Annotated in this window: 17 protein-coding genes; 10 read left to right on the top strand and 7 right to left on the bottom strand. The window is 71.6% G+C overall.

Features of this window, described 5'->3' with window-relative positions:
* Positions 1-294: a type II toxin-antitoxin system VapB family antitoxin gene (locus tag ACOJV7_RS05520; RefSeq protein WP_009776380.1), complete on the bottom strand. Its 294-nt coding sequence runs from the start codon at positions 292-294 to the stop codon at positions 1-3.
* A 269-nt stretch (positions 295-563) separates the two neighbouring features.
* Here ACOJV7_RS05520 and ACOJV7_RS05515 point away from each other — a divergent pair, with 269 nt between their 5' ends.
* Entirely contained in the window at positions 564-3710 is a 3147-nt protein-coding gene (locus tag ACOJV7_RS05515; protein ID WP_420189133.1) for a discoidin domain-containing protein, read from the top strand.
* 45 nt (positions 3711-3755) lie between these two features.
* Here the strand turns inward: ACOJV7_RS05515 and ACOJV7_RS05510 are convergent, their stop codons facing one another.
* Positions 3756-4889: an ROK family transcriptional regulator gene (locus ACOJV7_RS05510; RefSeq protein ID WP_420190376.1), complete on the bottom strand. Its 1134-nt coding sequence runs from the start codon at positions 4887-4889 to the stop codon at positions 3756-3758.
* A gap of 177 nt (positions 4890-5066) precedes the next feature.
* On the opposite strand from ACOJV7_RS05510, the gene ACOJV7_RS05505 reads away from it, so the two are divergent.
* From ACOJV7_RS05505 to ACOJV7_RS05465, 9 genes are all read left to right on the top strand, one after another.
* Positions 5067-6584: a sugar ABC transporter ATP-binding protein gene (locus tag ACOJV7_RS05505; protein WP_420189132.1), complete on the top strand. Its 1518-nt coding sequence runs from the start codon at positions 5067-5069 to the stop codon at positions 6582-6584.
* Positions 6581-7639, top strand: a complete 1059-nt coding sequence (locus tag ACOJV7_RS05500) for an ABC transporter permease (RefSeq protein WP_420189131.1) — start codon at positions 6581-6583, stop codon at positions 7637-7639. Before ACOJV7_RS05505 ends, ACOJV7_RS05500 begins: the two co-directional genes overlap by 4 nt.
* A 111-nt stretch (positions 7640-7750) precedes the next feature.
* On the top strand, positions 7751-8800 hold the full coding sequence (locus ACOJV7_RS05495; RefSeq protein WP_420189130.1) for a substrate-binding domain-containing protein: 1050 nt from the start codon (positions 7751-7753) through the stop codon (positions 8798-8800).
* A gap of 218 nt (positions 8801-9018) precedes the next feature.
* Positions 9019-10188, top strand: coding sequence for a Gfo/Idh/MocA family protein (locus ACOJV7_RS05490; RefSeq protein WP_420190375.1), 1170 nt, complete (start codon positions 9019-9021; stop codon positions 10186-10188).
* 115 nt (positions 10189-10303) lie between these two features.
* Positions 10304-11428, top strand: a complete 1125-nt coding sequence (locus tag ACOJV7_RS05485; protein WP_420189129.1) for a sugar phosphate isomerase/epimerase family protein — start codon at positions 10304-10306, stop codon at positions 11426-11428.
* 144 nt (positions 11429-11572) lie between these two features.
* Entirely contained in the window at positions 11573-12589 is a 1017-nt protein-coding gene (locus ACOJV7_RS05480; RefSeq protein ID WP_420189128.1) for a sugar phosphate isomerase/epimerase family protein, read from the top strand.
* Entirely contained in the window at positions 12586-13776 is a 1191-nt protein-coding gene (gene xylA, locus ACOJV7_RS05475; protein ID WP_420189127.1) for a xylose isomerase, read from the top strand. Before ACOJV7_RS05480 ends, xylA begins: the two co-directional genes overlap by 4 nt.
* A gap of 224 nt (positions 13777-14000) precedes the next feature.
* The gene (locus tag ACOJV7_RS05470; RefSeq protein ID WP_420189126.1) at positions 14001-15683 is read left to right on the top strand and encodes a helicase HerA-like domain-containing protein; all 1683 of its coding nucleotides are present in this window, start codon (positions 14001-14003) and stop codon (positions 15681-15683) included.
* A gap of 242 nt (positions 15684-15925) precedes the next feature.
* The gene (locus ACOJV7_RS05465; protein WP_420189125.1) at positions 15926-17773 is read left to right on the top strand and encodes a metallophosphoesterase family protein; all 1848 of its coding nucleotides are present in this window, start codon (positions 15926-15928) and stop codon (positions 17771-17773) included.
* Here the strand turns inward: ACOJV7_RS05465 and ACOJV7_RS05460 are convergent.
* The 5 genes from ACOJV7_RS05460 to ACOJV7_RS05440 are packed head-to-tail and all read right to left on the bottom strand — an operon-like array spanning position 17770 to position 21126.
* Positions 17770-18165, bottom strand: coding sequence for a hypothetical protein (locus tag ACOJV7_RS05460; protein ID WP_420189124.1), 396 nt, complete (start codon positions 18163-18165; stop codon positions 17770-17772). The two genes, ACOJV7_RS05465 and ACOJV7_RS05460, sit on opposite strands and share 4 nt — an antisense overlap.
* A gap of 33 nt (positions 18166-18198) precedes the next feature.
* Positions 18199-19023 (bottom strand): M15 family metallopeptidase, encoded by an 825-nt coding sequence (locus tag ACOJV7_RS05455; RefSeq protein WP_420189123.1) that lies wholly within the window; start codon positions 19021-19023, stop codon positions 18199-18201.
* 52 nt (positions 19024-19075) lie between these two features.
* On the bottom strand, positions 19076-19540 hold the full coding sequence (locus ACOJV7_RS05450; RefSeq protein ID WP_420189122.1) for a VTT domain-containing protein: 465 nt from the start codon (positions 19538-19540) through the stop codon (positions 19076-19078).
* Positions 19530-20162, bottom strand: a complete 633-nt coding sequence (locus ACOJV7_RS05445) for a CDP-alcohol phosphatidyltransferase family protein (protein ID WP_420189121.1) — start codon at positions 20160-20162, stop codon at positions 19530-19532. The genes ACOJV7_RS05450 and ACOJV7_RS05445 overlap by 11 nt, the downstream gene beginning before the upstream one ends.
* Before the next feature lie 40 nt (positions 20163-20202).
* Entirely contained in the window at positions 20203-21126 is a 924-nt protein-coding gene (locus tag ACOJV7_RS05440) for an AEC family transporter (RefSeq protein WP_420189120.1), read from the bottom strand.
* Between the last annotated feature and the right edge of the window lie 2 nt (positions 21127-21128).

Below are 21128 nucleotides of genomic sequence, written 5' to 3'. Positions count from 1 at the left end.
CTACTCGATGACGAGGACGCGTGCGTGCAGGGTCGGTCGCTGGTGCAGGGCGGCGCGCAGGGCCCGGTGCAGTCCGTCCTCGAGGTAGAGCGTGCCCTCGAACTCGACGACGTGGGCGAAGAGGTCGCCGTAGAAGGTCGAGTCCTCCGAGAGGAGCATGCCGAGGTCGAGGGTCCGCTTCGTGGTCACGAGGTCGTCGAGCCGGACGAGGCGCGGCGGCACGTTGGACCACTGACGCGTGCTGTACCCGTGCTCGGGGTAGGGACGCGTGTCGCCGACGGCCTTGAAGATCACCTCGCCACTGTATGGGTCGAGGACCGGGGACGCGCGCACCCTCCCGCCTCGTGGGCGCAACTGTGACCTGCTTGGTATGCCGTCCGCCCTCGAACGTGTGCCGCGTCCCTGTGGGGGCTCGATGTCCGGCGCACCGCCGCCACCGGACAGGACCGGACCACACCGTTGACTGGCCGCCGGCGCGGGGTGAGGCTCGACGCCCCGCGACCTCTCCCGTGCCGCGGTCACCGTCGTCCTTGGACGCGAACTCCGAAGGCAGGGCCTCAACGATGATGCCGACCCCGAACACCTCCCGCCGCCTGTTCCTCTCCCTCGTCGCGGCGGGCGGTCTGGCAGCTGCGACCCCGTGGAGCGGCGCGAGCGCGTCCGTGCGCGGCGCCGCCGGACGATCGGCGTGGCTGGAGCAGGACGAGGTCGCCCAGACCTACCACCGGGTGCTGCTGCACCACACCCGCTGGTCGGAGACCCAGTGGAACGGCAGCGATCGCTACCGGGCCGCCGACTTCGGCTTCGGCGTCGTGCTGGGCAACGCCGTGCTGCTGACCCGGGGGACGTACGACGCCGACATCGCCGGCATCCCCGAGGCGACCCTGAGGTCGCGCACGATCGCGACGATCGCCAACTACGCGAAGACCAACCGCCTCACGGGTGGGTCCGAGTGGGGCCGGAAGCTCTTCTGGGACAGCACCTTCCAGACCTACTTCCAACTCGCGGCACGGTTGCTCTGGGACGAGCTCGACGACGGGACGCGGTCCCGGATCGACACGATCAGTCGCGAGCAGGCGGCATACACCGCCGCCCTCGGGGCCGGGGACGACCCTGCCTCGGGCTCGTGGACCCCCAACGCGCTGCTCGGTGGCCATCGGGGCGACACCAAGCTCGAGGAGATGGGTGTCTACGCCCAAGCGCTGGCGCCCGGGCTGGCCTGGGCGGGGGACGACCCGCGGGCGTCCGAGTGGCGTGAGGCCTTTGGGCGGTGGAGCCGCAACGAGGCCGGGCTGCCGCCGGCCGACCTGGCCAACCCGGCGCTCATCGACGGTGTTGCGGTGTCGGAGAACACCGCACACAACATCTACGACACGTTCCTGGCCGAGAACCACGGGTCCTTCGGGCCGCACTACCAGTCCGAGCTCTGGCGCACCTCCGGTCGCAACGCCATCCACTTCCTCACCGCCGGCGCCCCCCTGCCCGAGGTGCTGACGGCGCAGCCCAACGGCGACCAGCTCTGGGAGTCGCTGCTGTCGGTGATGAGTGACGCCGGGGAGCCGTTGATGCCCTTGGTGGACGACCGTGAGCACCTCTACGGACGCGACGTGATCCCGCTGGCCTTCTTGTCGCAGGTGGTCGGCGACCGGGCCGCGGCCCGGGCCGAGGCAGACCTCGCCGAGCGGCTGCTCCCCTATCTCGCGTACCCGCCGGCGAACCGTCTGGCCAAGTTCTCCGGCGAGCCCAAGTACGAGCCCGAGGCGCGCGCCGAGGTCGCCATCAGCTTCCTGCTGCACGAGTGGCGCAGCCAGCGCGAGGTGGTCGAGCCGCTGGCCGCCGCCGAGATGTTCCAGCTCGCGAGCGGCGCACGGGACTTTGGCGCCGGTCCGGGCCTCCTCGTGCACCAGTCGCCGGGTGCGTGGGCCGGTGCGGTGAGCAAGGCCGGGTTCGTCAAGCTGGCCTGGCAGCCGGAGCACGACAACTGGCTCTTCAACCTCGGCGGCGGCTCGCCGATGTTCCTGCCCAGCACCACCGTCCAGGTCGTCGGGCGGTTCGCCCGTGCCTACACGCCGGCGCGGGACGGCTTCGACGGGTCCGCCTCGCTCCTCAGTCTGGCGACGGGACGGGTCGGCATGACCACCCTGCCCAGTGGGTCGGTGGTGTTCTCCACCTCCGGCACCGCCGCGGACTCCGGTCGCTTCGACGTGCACAACCTCACGATGCCCGGGGTCCGCGGACTGACCGGGACCCGTCACTACAGCACCGCCGAGGGCGAGTTCACGGTTGCCGCTGCCGACGCGTCGGAGGCGCTGCCCCCCGGCGTGGCCCGCCGCGATGTGCTGGAGCTCGACGGCGTGACCGCCCGTCACGTCCGCCTGCTCGGCAGCTCGCCCGCGCCGGTCTACGGGTACTCGGTCATCGCCCTCGAGGCCCGCAGCAGCGCGGGCGGCCTTGATCTCGCGCGCGGACGAACCACGACGTCGTCGTCGCAGGACCCGGCACGCCCCGCCAGCATGGCGACGGACGGGTCCATGGCCACTCGTTGGGCGGTCTCACGCGAGGACCGGCTGCGGGCCGACAGCTGGCTCGCGGTCGATCTCGGTGCGCCGCAAACGATCGACACCATCACGGTGTACTGGGAGGCCGCCGCGGGACTCGCCTACCGGCTCCAGACCTCGGATGACGGAAGCACGTGGACCGACCGGGTGAGCTACCCGACCGCACGGACAACCCGCGGGTGGCTGGGTGTCGAGGAGCGGTTCGGGTTCGTCGTCCGTGACTCTGCGAACCCCATCCGGGTCTCCGGCAACAGCATCGTGCTGTCAGCGGGCCCCGCCTCCGGCAGTGCGGGCATGGTGGTCGAGGGTCACGTCGGCGTCGGATCAGCCGAGCTGTCCGGGCTCGCGGAGGCGAGGGTTCCCGTGTCGGCGTCCCCGGACGTCACCACGAGCCTCGTCGAGGGTCACCTCAGCCTCTTCAACCTCGGCACCGAGGCCGAGTCCACGACGGTCGAGGTCCCCGCCCTCGCGGAGGGCGTCACCGTCTTCGAGGGCACGCAGACCCTCCACGATGACCACGTCCTGCTCGAGGTCGAGCTGCCGGCCGCCACGGCAGCGGTGCTACCCCCACGGGCGGAGGTGACCGACGTCCTCGGCCGTCGACCGGCCGCCGGTCTGGTCGTCGACGTCGTCGACGCGGCCACCGTCCGACTCACCGGCGCAGCCGGGGTGGTGCGTGTCCGCCGGGCGGACGGCGGCTCCTGGCGCACGGTCCGGGTCGGCGCGAGTGGCTGGGTGGTGGCCGACCTCGGGGGAGCCCCCTACCCGCTCGCCGACCTGGCTGTCGGACGGACGACGTTCCCGACGTCACCGCTCCCGCCGGGGATGTCCTCGCCCGCGGCTGCCGTGGACGGGCGTGCCGACACCGTCTGGACCTACCCACGGAATGCCCGGATGGTCGTGGACCTCGGCGCCGAGGTGGCCGTCGGTCGTGTCGTCCTGGACTGGGCGCCCGGCTCGATCCCGACGGCGACGCTGCACACGTCCGCGGACGGCATCACCTACGGCGGGGCGACCGCCGTCGCCCACCGTGGCCGGGCCGGGTCGGCCGACCTGACAGGTGTCACCGCGCGCTACGTCGCCCTGACGCTCGAGGCGACCCAACCGCGGTGGGCCGGACTCGAACGCCTCTCGGTGATGCCTCCCGAGTGACCGTCTTGCGTGCCGTATGCCGTCCGTCTCCTGTGCGCCGTCCGATCAGGAGGCGAGGTTGGCGAGCTGGCGCTCGACCTCCTCGGCCGAGAGCACGTGCTGGATGACCATCGTCGCGGCACCGATGACCCCGGCGTGCCCGCCGGTGCGGGCGGCGACGATCTGGAGCTGCTCGGTGGCGAGCGGGAGCGAGCGGCCGTAGACGACCTCGCGGATGCCCGCGAGCAGGCTCTCGGCGCACTGCACGAGCAGCCCTCCCACGACGATGACCTGGGGGTTGAGCAGGCTCACGGTCGAGGCCAGCACCGCGCCGATCTCGCGGCCGGCGGCGCGCATCTCGGCGATCGCCTCGGTGTTGCCGCCGCGGACGAGGTCCACGAGGGCGCGGGTGTCCTGCACCTCGACCCCGGCCCGCTCGAGCCGGCCGACGATGGCGGGACCGCTGGCGACGGCCTCGAGGCAGCCGACGTTGCCGCAGCGGCAGAGGACGCCGTCGCCGTGGGGAGCGGCGACGTGGCCGAGGTCGCCGGCCGCGCCCTGGGCGCCGCGGTGGAGCTGACCGCCGGAGATGATCCCGGCGCCGATGCCGGTGGCGACCTTGACGAAGACGAGGTGGTCGACGTGCGGGTGGACCGTGGCGTGCTCACCGAGCGCCATGATGTTGACGTCGTTGTCGACGAGCACGGGCCCGCCAAGGCCGGCCGAGACGTGCGCGGGGACGTCGTAGCCGTCCCAGCCGGGCATGATCGGCGGCGACGCGGGACGACCCGTCGAGTGCTCGACCGGGCCGGGGAGTCCGATGCCGACGCCGGCGAGGTCGGCGCGCGTCCGCTTGGCCTCCTTGAGCAGCTCACGCCCGAGGTCGACGACGCGGTCGAGGACCGGCGCCGGGCCGCTGGCGATGTCGAGCTCGACGGTGCGGTCGGAGATGACCGTGCCGTCGAGGTCGGTGAGGCCGACCGTCGCGTGCGTGGCGCCGAGGTCGGCGCCGATGACGACGGCCGCGGTCGGGTTGAAGGCGAAGCGCACCGGTGGCCGGCCCCCGGTGGAGCGTGACTCGCCGGCCGGCTTGAGCAGGCCGGCCGTGAGGAGGCTGTCGACCCGGGCGCCGACGGTCGAGCGGGCCAGGCCGGTGAGCTGGATGAGCTCGGCGCGCGTGCGGGGGCGGCCGTCGCGCATGAGCTGGAGCAGGGCGCCGGCACCGGTGGGCCCATCGGTGAGAGGGAGGGTGCCGGGCGCGTTCACGCGGGTAGTCAAGCACAGAACGCAGGTTTCGCCCACGACGCAAGCAGATGTGCTGCCGAATGTTCAAACTTTTGCTTGACGCACGCGCAAAAGCCCCCTACGTTCATCCGCATGAGCAGAGGCAACGGCGCCTCACCACTTCTGGTGATGGCCGGAATCGTCAAGCGGTTCCCCGGAGTGACCGCCCTCGACGGCGTCGACCTCGACGTCCTCCCGGGCGAGGTGCACTGCCTGCTGGGCCAGAACGGCGCGGGCAAGTCGACCCTCATCAAGACCCTCGCGGGAGTGCACACGCCGGACGAGGGCACGATCAGCTGGGACGGCGCCGAGGTGACGCTGGGTCACCCGCAGGCGGCCATGGACATGGGCATCGCGACGATGTACCAGGAGCTCGACCTCGTCGAGGGCCTCACCGTCGCGGAGAACGTCTTCCTCGGCCACGAGAAGTCGCGGTTCGGCTTCTCGCAGCGCTCGGCCGCGCGCACCGCGACCCGCGAGCTCCTCGGCGGCCTCGGCCACCCCGAGATCTCCCCGACGACCGAGGTGGGCGACCTCTCCGCCGCCGGCCAGCAGATCGTCAGCATGGCGCGCGCCCTCTCGCGCAAGGCGCGGCTCATCGTCATGGACGAGCCGTCGGCCGTCCTCGACAGCGGCGAGGTCGAGCGCCTCTTCGACGTCATCCGCCAGCTCACCGCGCAGGGCGTCGCCGTCGTCTACATCTCGCACCGGCTCGAGGAGATCCGCGTCATCGGCGACCGGGTGACGGTGCTCAAGGACGGTCGCACCGTCGCCACCGGGCTGCCCGCCAAGCAGACGCCCACGGCCGAGGTCATCCGCCTCATGACCGGCCGCTCGATCGAGTACGTCTTCCCCGAGCGCGGCACCACGCCCGAGGCCGCGCCGCTGCTCGTCGTCGAGGGCATCTCGCGACGGGGCGAGTTCGAGGACGTGAGCTTCTCGGTCCGTCCGGGCGAGGTCCTCGGTCTCGCCGGGCTCGTCGGTGCGGGTCGCTCGGAGATCGTCGAGACCGTCTTCGGTGCCCGTCGCCCGGACACCGGCACGGTGACGGTCGGCGGTCGCCGGCTGCGCCCCGGCTCGGTCGAGTCGGCGGTCTCGGCCGGAGTCGGGCTCGCACCAGAGGAGCGCAAGAGCCAGGCCCTCGTGCTCGGCGACAGCGTCGCCCACAACATCAGCATGGCGACCCTCACCCGCTTCGCCCGGGCCGGGCTCATCGACCGCGGCGCCGAGGGCAGGGCGGCCCAGGAGCTGGCCACGAGCCTCGAGCTGCGACCGACCGGCATCACCCGCGAGATCCGCACCCTGTCGGGCGGCAACCAGCAGAAGGTCGTCCTGGCCCGGTGGCTGCTCCGCGGCTGCAAGGTGCTGCTCCTCGACGAGCCCACCCGTGGCGTCGACATCGGCGCCCGCTCCGAGATCTATGCCCTCGTCCGCCGCCTCGCCGACGACGGTGTCGCCGTCGTCGTCGTCTCGAGCGAGATCGAGGAGGTGCTCGGACTCTCGGACCGGGTCCTCGTCGTGGGCGACGGCCAGGTCCTGCACGAGGCGCCGGCCACCGAGCTCGACGAGCACCGGGTGCTCGACATCATCATGAGAGGAGACGCCGCATGAGCGTCGAGACCCCCCGCACCTCCGAGGAGCCCGCCGGCACCCAGGAGATGGCGGCCCACGCCGCGACCGCCGGCTCCGGCCCGAGCGCGCTGAGCAGCTTCCTCGGCGGATCGGTCACCCGGAACCTCGGGCTCGTCATCGCGCTCGTCATCCTCTGCGTCGTCGGGCTCGCCACCGCCGGTGAGCGGTTCGGCAGCATCGACAACGCCCTGACGATCCTGCGCCTCGCGGCCGTCGTCGGCGTCGTCAGCGTCGGCATGACGTTCGTCATCTGCGGCGGCGGCATCGACCTCAGCGTCGGCGCGATCGTCGCCCTGTCGTCGGTGTGGGCCACCACCCTCGCCACCCAGACGATGGCCGAGGACATCCACTGGATCGTCATGGTCCTCACCGCCGTGCTCGTCGGCGGCGCGTGCGGACTCGTCAACGGGTTGCTCATCGCCTACGGCAAGGTCGCACCCTTCATCGCGACGCTCGCCATGCTCGCGAGCGCCCGCGGCCTGGCCGAGCTCATCGCCCAGCGCAAGACCCAGATCGTGCGGGACCGCTCGTTCATCGACTTCTTCGGGGGCAGCGTCCTCGGCGTCCCGGTGCTCGTCATCATCTTCGCGATCGTCGCGGCGCTCGGCTGGGTCCTGCTCAACCGCACGACCTTCGGCCGCCGGACGCTCGCCATCGGTGGCAACCCCGAGGCGGCCCGGCTGGCCGGCATCAAGGTCGAGCGGCAGACGGCATACCTGTATGTCCTCCTCGGGCTCGCCTGCGGTCTGGCGGCGGTCATGCTCATGGCGCGCACGACGACCGGCACCTCGACCCACGGCAACCTGCTCGAGCTCGACGCCATCGCCGCCGTCGTCATCGGCGGGACGCTCCTCAGCGGAGGCCGCGGCACCATCGTCGGCACCATCCTGGGCGTCCTCATCTTCACGACGCTCACCAACGTCTTCACCCTCAACAACGTCGACACCTCGACCCAGAACGTGGCGAAGGGCGTGATCATCGTCGCCGCCGTCCTCCTCCAGCAGCGGCTCGCCGCGCGCCGACGCAGCACCTAGGCGCACCAGCGCACCCACCGGGCCGCTCCTCGCGACCTCATGCACCACGGCTCCACGCACGGCACCACCACTCCCTTCCCCACCTCGCACCAGCCCCAGGAGAGAACTCCCATGAACCGTCGCACCATCTCCCGCCCGGTCCGCGCCGCCGCGGCCCTCGGCGTCGTCGCCCTCGTCGCCGCCGGCTGCACGAGCAACACCCCCGAGACCGAGGACACCTCCTCCTCCGACAGCCAGCGCGCCGGCAGCAGCAACGACGACCCGGGCGACAAGATCACCATCGGCTTCTCCGGCCCCGCGGCCGACCACGGCTGGCTCGGTGCCATCAACAGCGCCGCCCAGGCGGAGGCCAAGAAGTTCTCCGACGTCGAGTTCAAGGCCGCGGAGGGCACCAACGACGCGAGCCAGCAGATCGCGCAGGTCGAGACCTTCATCAACGACAAGGTCGACGCGATCGTCCTGCTCCCCACCGATGGCGCCGCCCTCACCGAGGTCGCCACCAAGGCGATGAACGCCGGCATCACCGTCGTCAACGTCGACCGCGAGTTCTCGACGCCGTTCGCGGCGCGCACGACGATCCTCGGCGACAACTACGGCATGGGTGTGAGCGCGGGCACCTACGCCTGCAAGCTCGTCAAGGACAAGAGCCTGACCAACCCGGTCATCGCCGAGATCGCCGGCATCGACGCCCTCCCGCTCACGCAGGACCGCAGCAAGGGCTTCGCCGACGCGCTCAAGGGCTGCAACCAGACCGTCGACAACCGCGTCGCCGCCGAGTTCACCGTCGAGTCGGGCGAGCGCGTCGCGTCCAACCTGCTCCAGGCCGCGCCGAAGATCGACATCGTCTGGAACCACGACGACGACCAGGGTGTCGGCGTCATGGCCGCCTTCGACAACGCCAAGCGCAACGAGTTCGCCTTCATCGGCGGCGCCGGTTCGGCCAACGCCATGCGCTGGATCAAGGAGGGCAAGATGGAGGCCACCGTGCTCTACCCGCCGACCCAGGCCGCCGACGGCATCCGCCTCGCCCGTCTCCTCGCGCAGGACAAGAGCATGAGCGACCTCGTCCAGGTCGCCGTCCCACGCCGCATCGTCCTCGACGCCCCCGTCGTCACCAAGGACAACGTGGAGGAGTACCTCCCGCTCGGCTTCGAGTCCTGACCCCACCCTCTCGTCGGGTCCGCGCGGCCGCACCGTCGGCCGCGCGGACCCGATCCCTCCCACCCCGGTCCGCCTCGGCGGCCCGCGGGGGCCACACGGAAAGGGTTCCCATGGCCACGGACACCACCGCCGGGACCACGTCGGAGACGACCGAGCGCGACGCCGCCTCCGACGGAGCCGGCGCCACCGACACGAGGACCGGCCGGATCGGGATCGGCATGGTCGGCTACGCCTTCATGGGCCTGGCCCACTCGCAGGGCTGGCGCAACGCCCGCAGCTTCTTCGACCCGGCGCTCTCACCGGAGCTCGTCGCCATCGCCGGCCGGGACGGCGCGGCCGCCGCCGACATGGCGCGCCGCTTCGACTGGCAGCACGTCGAGACCGACTGGCGGGCACTCGTCGCCCGCCCCGACGTCGAGGTCGTCGACATCTGCACGCCCGGTGACACCCACGCCGAGATCGCCATCGCCGCGCTCGACGCCGGCAAGCACGTCCTCTGCGAGAAGCCCCTCGCCAACACCGTCGTCGAGGCGCGACGCATGGCCGACGCTGCCGAGCGGGCCAAGTCGCGTGGCATTCGCTCGATGGTCGGGTTCACCTACCGCCGCGTCCCGGCGATCGCCTTCGCCCGGCAGCTCGTGCAGGAGGGCCGGGTCGGCGAGATCCGCCACGTCCGCGCGCAGTACCTCCAGGACTGGCTCGTCGACCCCGAGTCCCCGCTCACCTGGCGCCTCGAGAAGGAGCGCGCCGGCTCGGGAGCCCTCGGCGACATCGGCGCCCACATCATCGACCTCACCCACTTCGTCACCGGCGAGCGCATCACCGGGGTGAGCGCGACGATGGAGACCTTCGTCAAGGAGCGGCCCGTCGCCGCCAGCGTCAAGGGGCTGTCGGCCTCCGCGCAGGAGGGCGGCGAGCGGGGGCAGGTCACCGTCGACGACGCAGCGATCTTCCTCGCCCGCCTCAGCGGCGGCGGCCTGGGCACCTTCGAGGCGACCCGCTTCGCGACCGGCCGCAAGAACTCGATCCGGTTGGAGATCAACGGGTCGAAGGGCAGCCTCGCCTTCGACTTCGAGGACATGAACGTCCTCCACGTCCACGACGCCTCGGTCGACGCCCGCGAGTCCGGCTTCACCAAGGTCGTCGTCACCGAGCCCACCCACCCCTACGTCGAGCACTGGTGGCCGGCCGGCCACGGCCTCGGCTACGAGCACGGGTTCACCCACCAGGCCGCCGACCTCGTCGACGCCATCGCGCGCGGCGTGGACCCGACGCCGTCGTTCGCCGACGGGCTCGCCGTCCAGGAGGTGCTCGCCGCAGTCGAGACGAGCGCGGCCAACGCCTCGGCCTGGACCCCCATCGACCTCCCGGCCGGCACCCAGCCGTAGCCGCGAGCCCACCCGACCATCGACCGCGTGGCCGACCACCACGCCCCCCACGACGGACAGGAGGACGACCGGTCACCGCTGTTCCCCCATGTCATTGCAGTGACGAAGGAGCACCATGAACGACAACGACGTCAAGATCCCCGAGCTCGCCCGGACCCTCGGTCTCGGCCGCCGGCAGTTCCTCGCGGCGACGACCGCGATGGCCGCAGCCGGTGCCGCCACCGCGGCAGGTGGCGGGACGGCATACGCCTCGCCTGTCGGCAACGCGAACGGCACGCTCGTCCCCGCCTCGAAGCGCGGGATCATCCTCTACACCGTGCGCGACGCCGTCTCGCGCGACCCGGGCACCACTGACCTCGCCTCCGGCTTCAAGGAGGTGCTCGGCGAGCTCTCGCGCATCGGCTACCGCCAGATCGAGTTCGCCGGCTACCGCCAGCACGCGAACGCCGAGGGTGGCGCCGACCTCGGCACGGTCGCCGGCGCGACGTTGCTCCGCTCGTGGCTCGACGACCTCGGTCTCGAGGCCGAGGGCAACCACGGCAGCATCCCGTCGACGATCACGCCCGAGACCATCGCGGCCTTCGACAGCGCCTGCGAGATCGCCAACGTCCTCGGCCTCGGCCACATCGGCACCGGTGGCGACCCCACCGGCTCGGCCTACGTGGCGGACTGGGTGGCGGCCGCCGAGCGCTGGAACTTCTTCGGCGAGCGGGCCTCACGCCACGGGCTCAAGCTCTACACCCACAACCACGACATCGCCTACAGCTTCCTGCTCGACAGCGGGCCGCTCGACGCCGCGGGCAACCCCACCCGCAGCAGCGGGATCCGGCGCCTCGAGCACTTCCTCGCGAACACCGACCCGGAGCACGTCTACCTCGAGATGGACATCTTCTGGGCGCACGTGGCGCAGTACAAGCACCACACCTACACGGCGCCCGACGGCAGCTCGGTGACGTCGCTCTTCGACCCGGCGGCGGTCGTCGCCGCCCAGACGAAGCGCTTCCCGCTCTTCCACGCCAAGGACGGCCGTCGTGACGCGACCCAGTCCAACGGCTACACGATGACGCCGTTCGGCGAGGGCGACATCGACTACGCGACGTTCTTCCGCCGGGTCGGCGCGAAGGGCTCGCACAACCCGATGTGGGAGCAGGACACTGCTCCCGGCGGCGCCGCCAACCCCGGTCAGTCGCTCGCCTTCGCGCAGTCCAGCTACGACAACCTGGCAGCCCTGCGCGGCTGATCCCCGTCACCGGCCCCGGTCGGCGTCGCTGTTGCAGCAGTGACCCCGACCGGGGACCGGCTTCCGCCCGACCATCGACAGCAGGACGTGACCCGGATTCTACGTTCGTGGAACCGGCCGAGAGAGACGAAACCGGAGGACACCGTGGCACGACCGATCACCCTCTTCACCGGACAGTGGGCCGACCTTCCCTTCGAGGAGGTATGCCGTCTGGCCGCCTCGTGGGGGTACGACGGCCTCGAGATCGCCTGCTGGGGCGACCACTTCGAGGTCGACCGCGCGCTGGCCGAGGACGACTACGTCGCCGGGCGACGGGAGATCCTCGAGCGCCACGGGCTCGGTGTCTGGGCCATCTCGAACCACCTCGTCGGCCAGGCCGTCTGCGATGACCCGATCGACCAGCGCCACCAGGACATCCTGCCCGCCTCCGTGTGGGGCGACGGCGACCCGGAAGGGGTGCGGCAGAGGGCCGCCGAGCGGATGGCGGATACGGCGCGGGCCGCAGCCAAGCTCGGCGTCGACGTCGTCATCGGCTTCACCGGTTCGGCCATCTGGAAGTACGTCGCGATGTTCCCGCCGGTGTCCGCGGAGACGATCGAGGCGGGCTACCAGGACTTCGCCGACCGCTGGAACCCCATCCTCGACGTCTTCGACGAGGTCGGTGTGCGGTTCGCGCACGAGGTGCACCCGAGCGAGATCGCCTACGACCACTGGTCGACGGTGCGCACGCTCGAGGCCATCGGTCACCGCGAGGCGTTCGGCCTCAACTGGGACCCGTCGCACATGGTGTGGCAGGACCTCGACCCGGCGGCCTTCATCTGGGACTTCCAGGACCGGATCTACCACGTGGACTGCAAGGACGTCCGGATGCGAGTGGGCAACGGCCGCAACGGAAGGCTCTCCTCGCACCTGCCGTGGGCCGACCCGCGGCGCGGCTGGGACTTCGTCTCGACCGGCCACGGCGACGTGCCGTGGGAGGACTGCTTCCGCACGCTCGGCGCCATCGGCTACGACGGGCCCATCTCGGTCGAGTGGGAGGACGCCGGCATGGACCGGCTCGTCGGTGCTGCCGAGGCGGTCGGCTTCGTGCGCCGGCTCGCGTTCGACCGGCCGGAGGCGGCGTTCGACGCGGCGTTCAGCTCGGGCAAGGACGAGCAGTGAGCGCCGTCGACTCCCGCGCGGGGGCGGGCAGCTCGGACTTCACGCCGACCCGCGAGGACAAGTTCTCGTTCGGCTTCTGGACGGTCGGTTGGCAGGGCGTCGACGTCTTCGGTGCCGCGGTGCGCCCTCCGCTCGACCCGGTGGAGGCCGTGCACCGGCTCTCCGACCTCGGCGCCTGGGGCATCACCTTCCACGACGACGACATCTCCGACTTCGGCACGTCGACGGCGCAGCGGCTCGAGCAGCTCGCGCCCTTCCGCAGGGCGCTCGAGGAGACCGGGCTCGTCGTCCCGATGGTGACGACGAACCTCTTCTCGCACGGCGTCTTCCGCGACGGCGGCTTCACCAACAACGACCGCGACGTCCGCCGCTACGCCATCCGCAAGGTCGCCGACAACATCGACCTCGCCGTCGAGCTCGGCGCCACGACCTTCGTCGCCTGGGGCGGCCGCGAGGGCGCCGAGTCCGGTGCCGCCAAGGACGTGCGGGCGGCGCTCGACCGCTACAAGGAGGCGTTCGACCTCCTGGGGGACTACGTCGTCGAGCAGGGCTACGACCTCCGGTTCGCGCTCGAGCCCAAGCCCAACGAGCCGCGCGGCGACATCCTCCTGCCGACGATCGGGCACGCGCTCGCCTTCATCAACGAGCTCGAGCGCCCCGAGCTCGTCGGCCTCAACCCCGAGGTCGGCCACGAGGAGATGGCCGGGCTCAACTACGCGCACGGCATCGCCCAGGCGCTCTGGCACGGCAAGCTCTTCCACCTCGACCTCAACGGCCAGACCGGTCCTCGCTACGACCAGGACCTCCGCTTCGGTGCGGGCAACGCACGTGGCGCGTTCTGGACGGTCGACACCGTGGAGACCGGTGGCTACGACGGGCCGCGGCACTTCGACTTCAAGCCGCCCCGCACCGAGGACATGGACGGCGTCTGGGCCTCGGCCGCCGGCTGCATGCGCAACTACCTCGTGCTCAAGGAGAAGTCGCGCGCCTTCCGGGCCGACCCCGAGGTGCAGGAGGCGCTGAGGGCCTCGCGGCTCGACGAGCTCGCGCAGCCGACCCTGGCCGAGGGGGAGGGCATCGACACACTGCGCGCCGAGGCGTTCGACCCCGACGAGGCGGCCGCCCGTGGCATGGCCTTCGAGCACCTCGACCAGCTCGCTCTCGAGCACCTCTACGGCATCCGCTGACCCCTTTCCCGCGACGTGTTGCGACTTCGCGGCTACGCGAAGTCGCAACACGTCGAGAGGCGCGGCACGGCATACGGGACGCAAGCAGTCCGTATGCCGTCCGCCCACCTCCACCTCTACCCCGCCACGCCCTCCGTCGCACCCCGCCTCGCCCTCCGTCGGGCCCCGCCTCGCCCTCGCACTCGTACCCGTGCGCGGCCGACGCCCCCACTAGAGTGCCGAAGGTGACCGAGAACGCGACGCCCGAGCAGTCCGCCACCGACGCCACCACCCCCGCTCCGGCGGACCCTGCGCCCGCTGCGCCGGCCGCCCCGGAGCCCGCCGCCGAGGCCGTCCCGGACCCCGCTGCCGGGGCCGCGCCCGCCGAGGCGAACCCCCACCTCGACGCGATCCGCGCGGGCTACGCCTTCGACGGGCCGGCGCTCGAGTTCGGCGCGACGGTCATCGACGACACCGCCCACCCCGACGCGCCCGTGCGGATCCCGCTCGGCGTCCTCAACCGGCACGGCCTCGTCGCCGGCGCCACCGGCACGGGCAAGACCAAGACACTCCAGCTCATGGCCGAGCAGCTCTCGGGCCAAGGGGTGCCGGTCTTCCTCGCCGACATCAAGGGCGACCTGTCGGGTCTGGCCAGCCCCGGACAGCCCAACGACAAGCTGACCTCGCGAGCGACGGACGTCGGCCAGGACTGGCAGGCCACGGCCTACCCCACCGAGTTCCTCTCGCTCGGCGGCCAGGGCAAGGGCGTGCCGATCCGTGCGACGATCACCGACTTCGGCCCGACGCTGCTCGCCAAGGTGCTCGGGCTCAACGACACCCAGGAGTCCAGCCTCGGCCTCGTCTTCCACTACGCCGACAAGAACGGCCTCGCCCTCCTCGACCTCAAGGACCTGCGGGCCGTCATCAGCCACCTCGTGAGCGACGAGGGCAAGCCCGAGCTCAAGGCCCTCGGCGGGCTCTCCTCCGCGACCGCTGGCGTCATCCTGCGCGAGCTCATCGCCTTCGAGGACCAGGGTGCCGACGCCTTCTTCGGCGAGCCCAACTTCGACACGAACGACCTGCTCCGCACCTCGAGCGACGGCAAGGGGCTCGTCACCTGCCTCGAGCTGCCCGGGGTGCAGGACCGCCCGGCGCTCTTCTCGACCTTCCTCATGTGGATGCTCGCCGACCTCTTCCACGACCTGCCCGAGGTCGGCGACGTCGACAAGCCCAAGCTCGTCTTCTTCTTCGACGAGGCGCACCTGCTCTTCGCCGACGCGAGCAAGGCCTTCCAGGAGGCGATCGAGCAGACTGTGCGGCTCATCCGCTCCAAGGGCGTCGGCGTCTTCTTCGTCACCCAGTCGCCCAAGGACGTGCCGTCCGACGTCCTCGGCCAACTGGGCAACCGCGTCCAGCACGCGCTGCGCGCGTTCACCCCCGACGACGCCAAGGCGCTCAAGGCGGCGGTGAAGACCTACCCGCACAGCGACTACGACCTCGAGAAGCTGCTCACCTCGCTCGGCACCGGTGAGGCCGTGGTCACCGTGCTCTCCGAGAAGGGGGCGCCGACACCGGTCGCGTGGACCCGGATGCGCGCGCCGCAGTCGCTCATGGCGCCCTCGCCCGATGCGCTGCTCGACTCGACGATCGCCGCTTCGCCCCTCGCGTCGAAGTACGCCGCCGTCGCCGACCGCGAGTCCGCCTACGAGAAGCTCGCCGCGCGTGTCCAGGCGACGACCCCCGCCGCCGAGGCGCCGCAGAAGGCGCCGGCACCGACGCCCGCGAAGAAGACCGCGACGCCCAAGGAGGACCCGGGCCTCGTCGAGCAGGTCGTGAAGTCGAGCGCCTTTCGTTCGGCGCTGCGCTCGGCGGGCACCGTCATCGGCCGCGAGATCACCCGCTCGATCTTCGGCACGCGGCGGCGCTGAGGCGAGCGAGGCAGATCCTGGTGAGCGCACCACCGATGGGTGGTGCGCTCGCCCATCTCTGGCTCGCTCGCGCGACCGGCGCAGATCCTGACCGGCGGCGCAGCCATCGCAACGCCGCTCATCACGTCCTGCGCCGCTCGTGCGCTCGTTCATCTCTGGCTCGCTCGCGCGCCCTCCTCTAGGGTGAAAAGTGACGCAGGCCGCCGGTCGCGTCGAACTTTTCTCCATTCCCGAGGACGACGATGTCTGAGACCCGCCCGACCCTGTCCCGCCGACTCGTCCTGAGCGGCATCGCCGCCGCCACGCTCGCGCCACCCGCGCTGTCATGCGCCACGGCCTCGGCCGCCGAGGCCGGCAGGGCGAGCGAGGCCGGCCCCGCCGCGGCCCGGTCGATGCGCGACCTGCGCGTGCTGCCCTATCTCCAGAACCCGACGAGCACCTCGATGTCGGTCAGCTGGATCAGCTACGCCGACGTGCCGGGGACGCTCACGGTTCGCGGGCCCGGACTGGGCGGCGGGCGCCGTCGCGTGACGAGCACGCCGCAGCCCATGGCGATCCTGGGCTACACCGAGAGCGAGCGGGCCGAGGAGATCCCCGGCCTGCCCCAGGGGTCGTGGCTGCTGCGGGACGGCAACGTCAAGCACGTCGTCGACCTCGACGGACTCCGGCCGGGCAGCCACTACACCTACGAGGTCGTCCAGGGCCGAGACCGCTACCAGGGCCGCTTCCGGACGGCGCCGAGCGTGCAGGACTGGGACCGGGTCACCTTCATCGCGATGTCCGACCACGAGACCGAGCCCCGCGGTCGGGTCACCCGCCGCGAGTGGGCGCCCGGGGAGGTCGCCGGGCTGGGGCGGCCCGACGCCGCGGCCGGGTCGACGTGGGACGGCGTCTTCGGCACCACCGTGCTGGGTGGGGCGCGCGTCCTGCGCTACCCGCTCACCGAGGACGAGGGCTACCGCGCCAACCTGCGCGTCGTCGACGCGAGCAAGCCTGACTTCATGATGTTCCCGGGCGACCTCGTGCAGGGCGGCGGCTACCAGCCGGGCTGGGACGAGTGGTTCCGGTGCAACGCCGGCCCGGCGGGTGACCGGCTCGGCCGCACGCCGGCGCTCACGGCGTTCGGCAACTGGGAGAGCTTCGGTGGCGCCGTCAACGGCGGCTACGGCTCCAGGGCCGACCGCTCGATCGTCGTGCGCTCCCGCGGCAAGTACCACGCGTACTTCGACGCCCCCGACAACGGGACGCCCGAGCACCGCGACAACTACTACGCCATCGACTACGGCCCGCTGACCGTCATCACCCTCGACTCCAACAACGGCGAGCCGGACGACGACTCCGAGAACTACGAGGGCAACCAAGCCGTCGGACGTGAGTACCGCGGCCCGGGCACCGACACCCAGAACAACTTCACGGCCGCCGAGTACGCCGCGGCCGGCGGCACCGACCTCTCCGACTTCAACCCCGGCAGCACCCAGTGGCGCTGGTGCGAGGCGCAGCTGGCAGACGCCCGATCGCGCGGCCAGATCATCGTCATGCAGTGGCACCACTCGCCGTTCAGCAGCGGCGAGCACGGCCTGCCGATGTACCACAAGGACACCTCGGGCCAGGGCGGGACGCCGATGCGGCAGTACCACGTGCTCGCCGAGTGCTACGGCGTCGCCGCCGTCATCTGCGGCCACAGCGAGCTCTTCGAGCGCAGCTTCGTCGACGAGGACGGCGACGGCGTGGGTGTCCACTACTACGACGTGGGCATCGCGGGTGATGGCCTGCGCGGGGAGCGGCGCGTCGCCGGACCGGACTCGGAGCGGCTCGACTACAACCCCTACCGCCAGTGGACCGCCGACCGCGACGAGCCCGAGGTCTGGGAGGACCGGCGCGGGGCGCGGGTCCTCACCTCCGGCGGCAAGCACTACGGCCACCTGCATGTCGAGGTCGAGCGCACCCGCGACGGCGCACGCATGACGATGACGCCCGTCCACGTCTTCCCGGTCGTCGACCCGACGTACCGCGTCACGCGCACCGAGCGCCGTGAGTACGACGACCGCGTGGTCCTGTCGATCGGCCGGGACGGCCGGGTGCGGGCCTAGAGCGTGAGCAGCGCTCTCGCGTAGGCGCACTCGACGTCCGCGTCAGTGAGCGTATGCCGGGTGCCGTCGCTCCCGGCATACGCCACCTCCCAGCCCTCCTCGGTGCGCCGCAGCATCTCGAGGCGGTCGCCGAGGAGGCCGCGGAGCTGGTCCTCGCGGGGCAGCCAGAGCGCCTTGTCGAGGCTGACCGAGTCGAGCGCCCACTCGGTCGTGCCGTTGAAGCCGAGCACGGTCTGCTCGCCGAAGGTCTGCGGCTCGACGGTGAGGTCGCTGACCCAGAAGACGTCCCCGGTGAGGAGCTCGGCGTCGATGACGAAGCGGTCGCCGGGTGCGGGCTCCCAGAGCACCCCGGCCTCGTGGACGACGCGCCGGGCAAGCTCGAGGGAGATCATCGACCCATTCTCACCCGTCCGCCGCGGCGGTGGTCAGCGAGCGACGAGCGAAGCCCGCGAGACGGGGAAGTCGAAGAAGGTGCTCGGGAAGAGCTCCGGCTTGTGGGTGAAGTGCCACCACTCCTCGGGCAGGTTGGTGAAGCCCTCAGCCGCGAGGACGTCGACGAGGAGGTCGCGGTTGACCCTCGCCTCCCCGGTGATGGCCGGGTTGTCGGTGTGCGAGAGGACGTCGAAGCAGTCGAAGGCCGTGCCCATGTCGAGCGAGGCGTCCGGGGCGCGGTCCTCGACGGGGCCGAAGCACGAGCCCTCGGGGTGGGGCGAGTGCGGCGTCGGCCCGGGGCGGGCATCGATGGGCTGGATGGTGAGGTCGACCGTGCTGCCGCGGCTGTGCCCGGACTTGGCGGCGATGTAGCCGTCGTCGAAGAGCCGGGACTTCTCGACGCGGGGATAGAACTCCGACTTCATCTGCTCGTCGTCGAGGTCCTCGGCCCAGCGCACGAAGTGGTCGACGGCTCCCTGCGGCCGGTAGCAGTCGTAGACCTTGAGGGTGAGGCCCTTCGGCCGCAGCACGTCCTGCGCCCGCGAGAGCGCCTCGGCCGCGGGACGGGTGAGCAGGCACAGGGGAGCGCGGTAGTCGTCGATGCGCTCGCCGACGAAGTTGTGGCTCGTCGTGTAGCGGATCTCGTGGACGATGCTCGGGTCGACGTCGCGCAGCGCGACGAACTCTTCGGGGGCGCTTGGATGCCCTTGTGCGACAGCGCTGCTGGTCGGCACCGCCGTGGCGACACCGGTGGCGACGGTGGTGGTGACGGCGAGCGAGAGTCCGAGGACGACGGCGGGGAGGGCGCGGCGGGTCATGCCTCGTTCCTAGCAGCGCGTCCGCGGTGCCGCCACCGGAGCGGTGATCCGGTCACCACCAGGAGACGACCGCCGTCGCCCCGCCGATGACGGCCGCGAAGCGGATAGCCCGGCCCACGAGCCCGGTGAGGAGGAAGACGACCACCGGCACACGGAGGGCACCTGCGAGGACGGCGATGACGGCATACGGAGGGATGCCGACGGCGGACGACACGAGGAGGAGGCCAGCGGCATACCAAGGTCGGCCCTCGGTGCGGCAGCGCCAGCGCTCCAGCGCTGCCTTGGCCCTCGGCTTCTCCATGCGGCGGGCGACGAAGCGGAAGCGCTCGAGCTCGCGGCCGCCGTAGTACCAGACGAGCTTGCCGGCCATCTGGCCGAGCGACGACACGAGGACGACGACCCAGGCGGGGGCGTCGCCCTGAGTCACGGTGAGCGCGACGACCGCCTCGATGTTGATGAGCGGGATGAGGGCGGAGGCGACGGCGAGGCCGGTGACGCTGAGGACCTCAGCCCACATGGGTGGGCACCGGACCGGGCACGGGCAGGCCGATCCGGAGCAGCCGCGCCATCGACCAGCACTTGAGCGCGAGCAGGCAGAGGGCGATGACGAGCCCGACCCACATCCAGCCGGTGGCGAGGAGGAGCACCGCGAAGAGGGCGCTGTTGACAGCCTTGGCCGGCTTCGACCAGTTCCACCTCCAGATCGTGCGGTCGACGACGTAGAAGTAGTTGGGGCTGCGGATCGGCCACGCGAGGAAGGCGAGCGACAGGAAGGTGTCGACGACCATGAACTCGGCGAGGTAGGTGAAGATCGCGGGCGCGAGGTCGGGCTGGAGCCAGGCGAGCCCGACGTAGAACGCGCCGGCGTTGAACCGGTCCGAGAAGATGTCGAGCACGGCACCGATCCGGGTCTCGCAGCGGCGCAGCCGGGCCCACGTGCCGTCGAGGATGTCGCCGACCCAGTAGATGCCGAGCGCGACGACGAGGAGGGTGAGGCTGCCCTCGACCGCACCCCACGCCGCGACCGCGGCCGACGCGACGGTGCGCACGGCCGTGATGACCGTCGCCCCGGTCCACAGGTGCTCGTGAAGGATCCCGACGTCGGCCGATGTCCCCCCGTCCAGCACTGGTCCCGGCATTCGCACAGGATAGGTCGCGCGCGCCGATCGCGCGCGCACCTCAGCCGAGCAGGCCGGCGATGAGCAGGATGACGGGGACCGAGCCCATCGTCGTGATGAGGATCGTGTCGCGGGCGAGCACCGTCCCCCGGTCGTAGCGGGTGGCGTGCACGAAGATGTTCTGCGCCGTGGGCAGGGCCGACGTGACGACCACCGCGAGCAGAGCGTGACCGTCGACGCCGAGCGCGAGGTGCGCCACGGCATACGCGACGAGGGGCTGGACCACGAGCTTGAGGAGCGAGGTCGTCGCGAGCTCGGACACCGACCCGGCGGCCCCGAGCCCGGGGCCCAGACGCAGGGCGATGCCGTAGGCGATGAGCATCGCCGGGACCGCGACGTTGCCGAGGAGCTCGAGCGGGTTGCCGACGAACTCCGGCAGCGTCCAGCCGGTGAGCGAGAGCAGGACGCCGATGAGCGAGCCGACGGTGAGCGGGTTGCGGAAGGGCCTGGTGACGAGCTGGAGCACCGACGGCGAGCGGCCGAGCGCGTCGGCGTCGAGCAGCGCCAGCGCGATCGGCTGGAGCACGAGCAGCTGGAGGAGCAGGGTCGGCGCGACGAGCGCGGCGTCGCCGAGGACATAGCTCGCCACCGGGATCCCCAGGTTGCCCGCGTTGACGTATGCCGCCGAGAGGGCTCCGATCGTCGCGTCGCCGAGGCGTCGGTGCCAGAGGAACCGGGCGCCGACGGCATAGATCACCACCGGGACGAGGACCGCAACCGTGGTGGCGACGAGGTTGGCCGAGAGGACGTCGTGCACGTCGGCCCGGCTCAGCGTCATGACCATGAGGGCGGGGGAGCCGACGAAGAAGGCGACCTGCGAGAGCACCCGCTGGGCGGTGAGGTCGACGATGCGCAGGTGGGCGAGGAGGGCGCCGACGGCGATGACCACACCGATCGTCGCGAACCCCGTGAAGACTCCCTGCACGC

Source organism: Knoellia tibetensis (genome assembly GCF_048606415.1).
Taxonomy (GTDB): domain Bacteria; phylum Actinomycetota; class Actinomycetes; order Actinomycetales; family Dermatophilaceae; genus Knoellia; species Knoellia tibetensis.
This window is presented reverse-complemented; position numbering and strand designations above follow the sequence as displayed.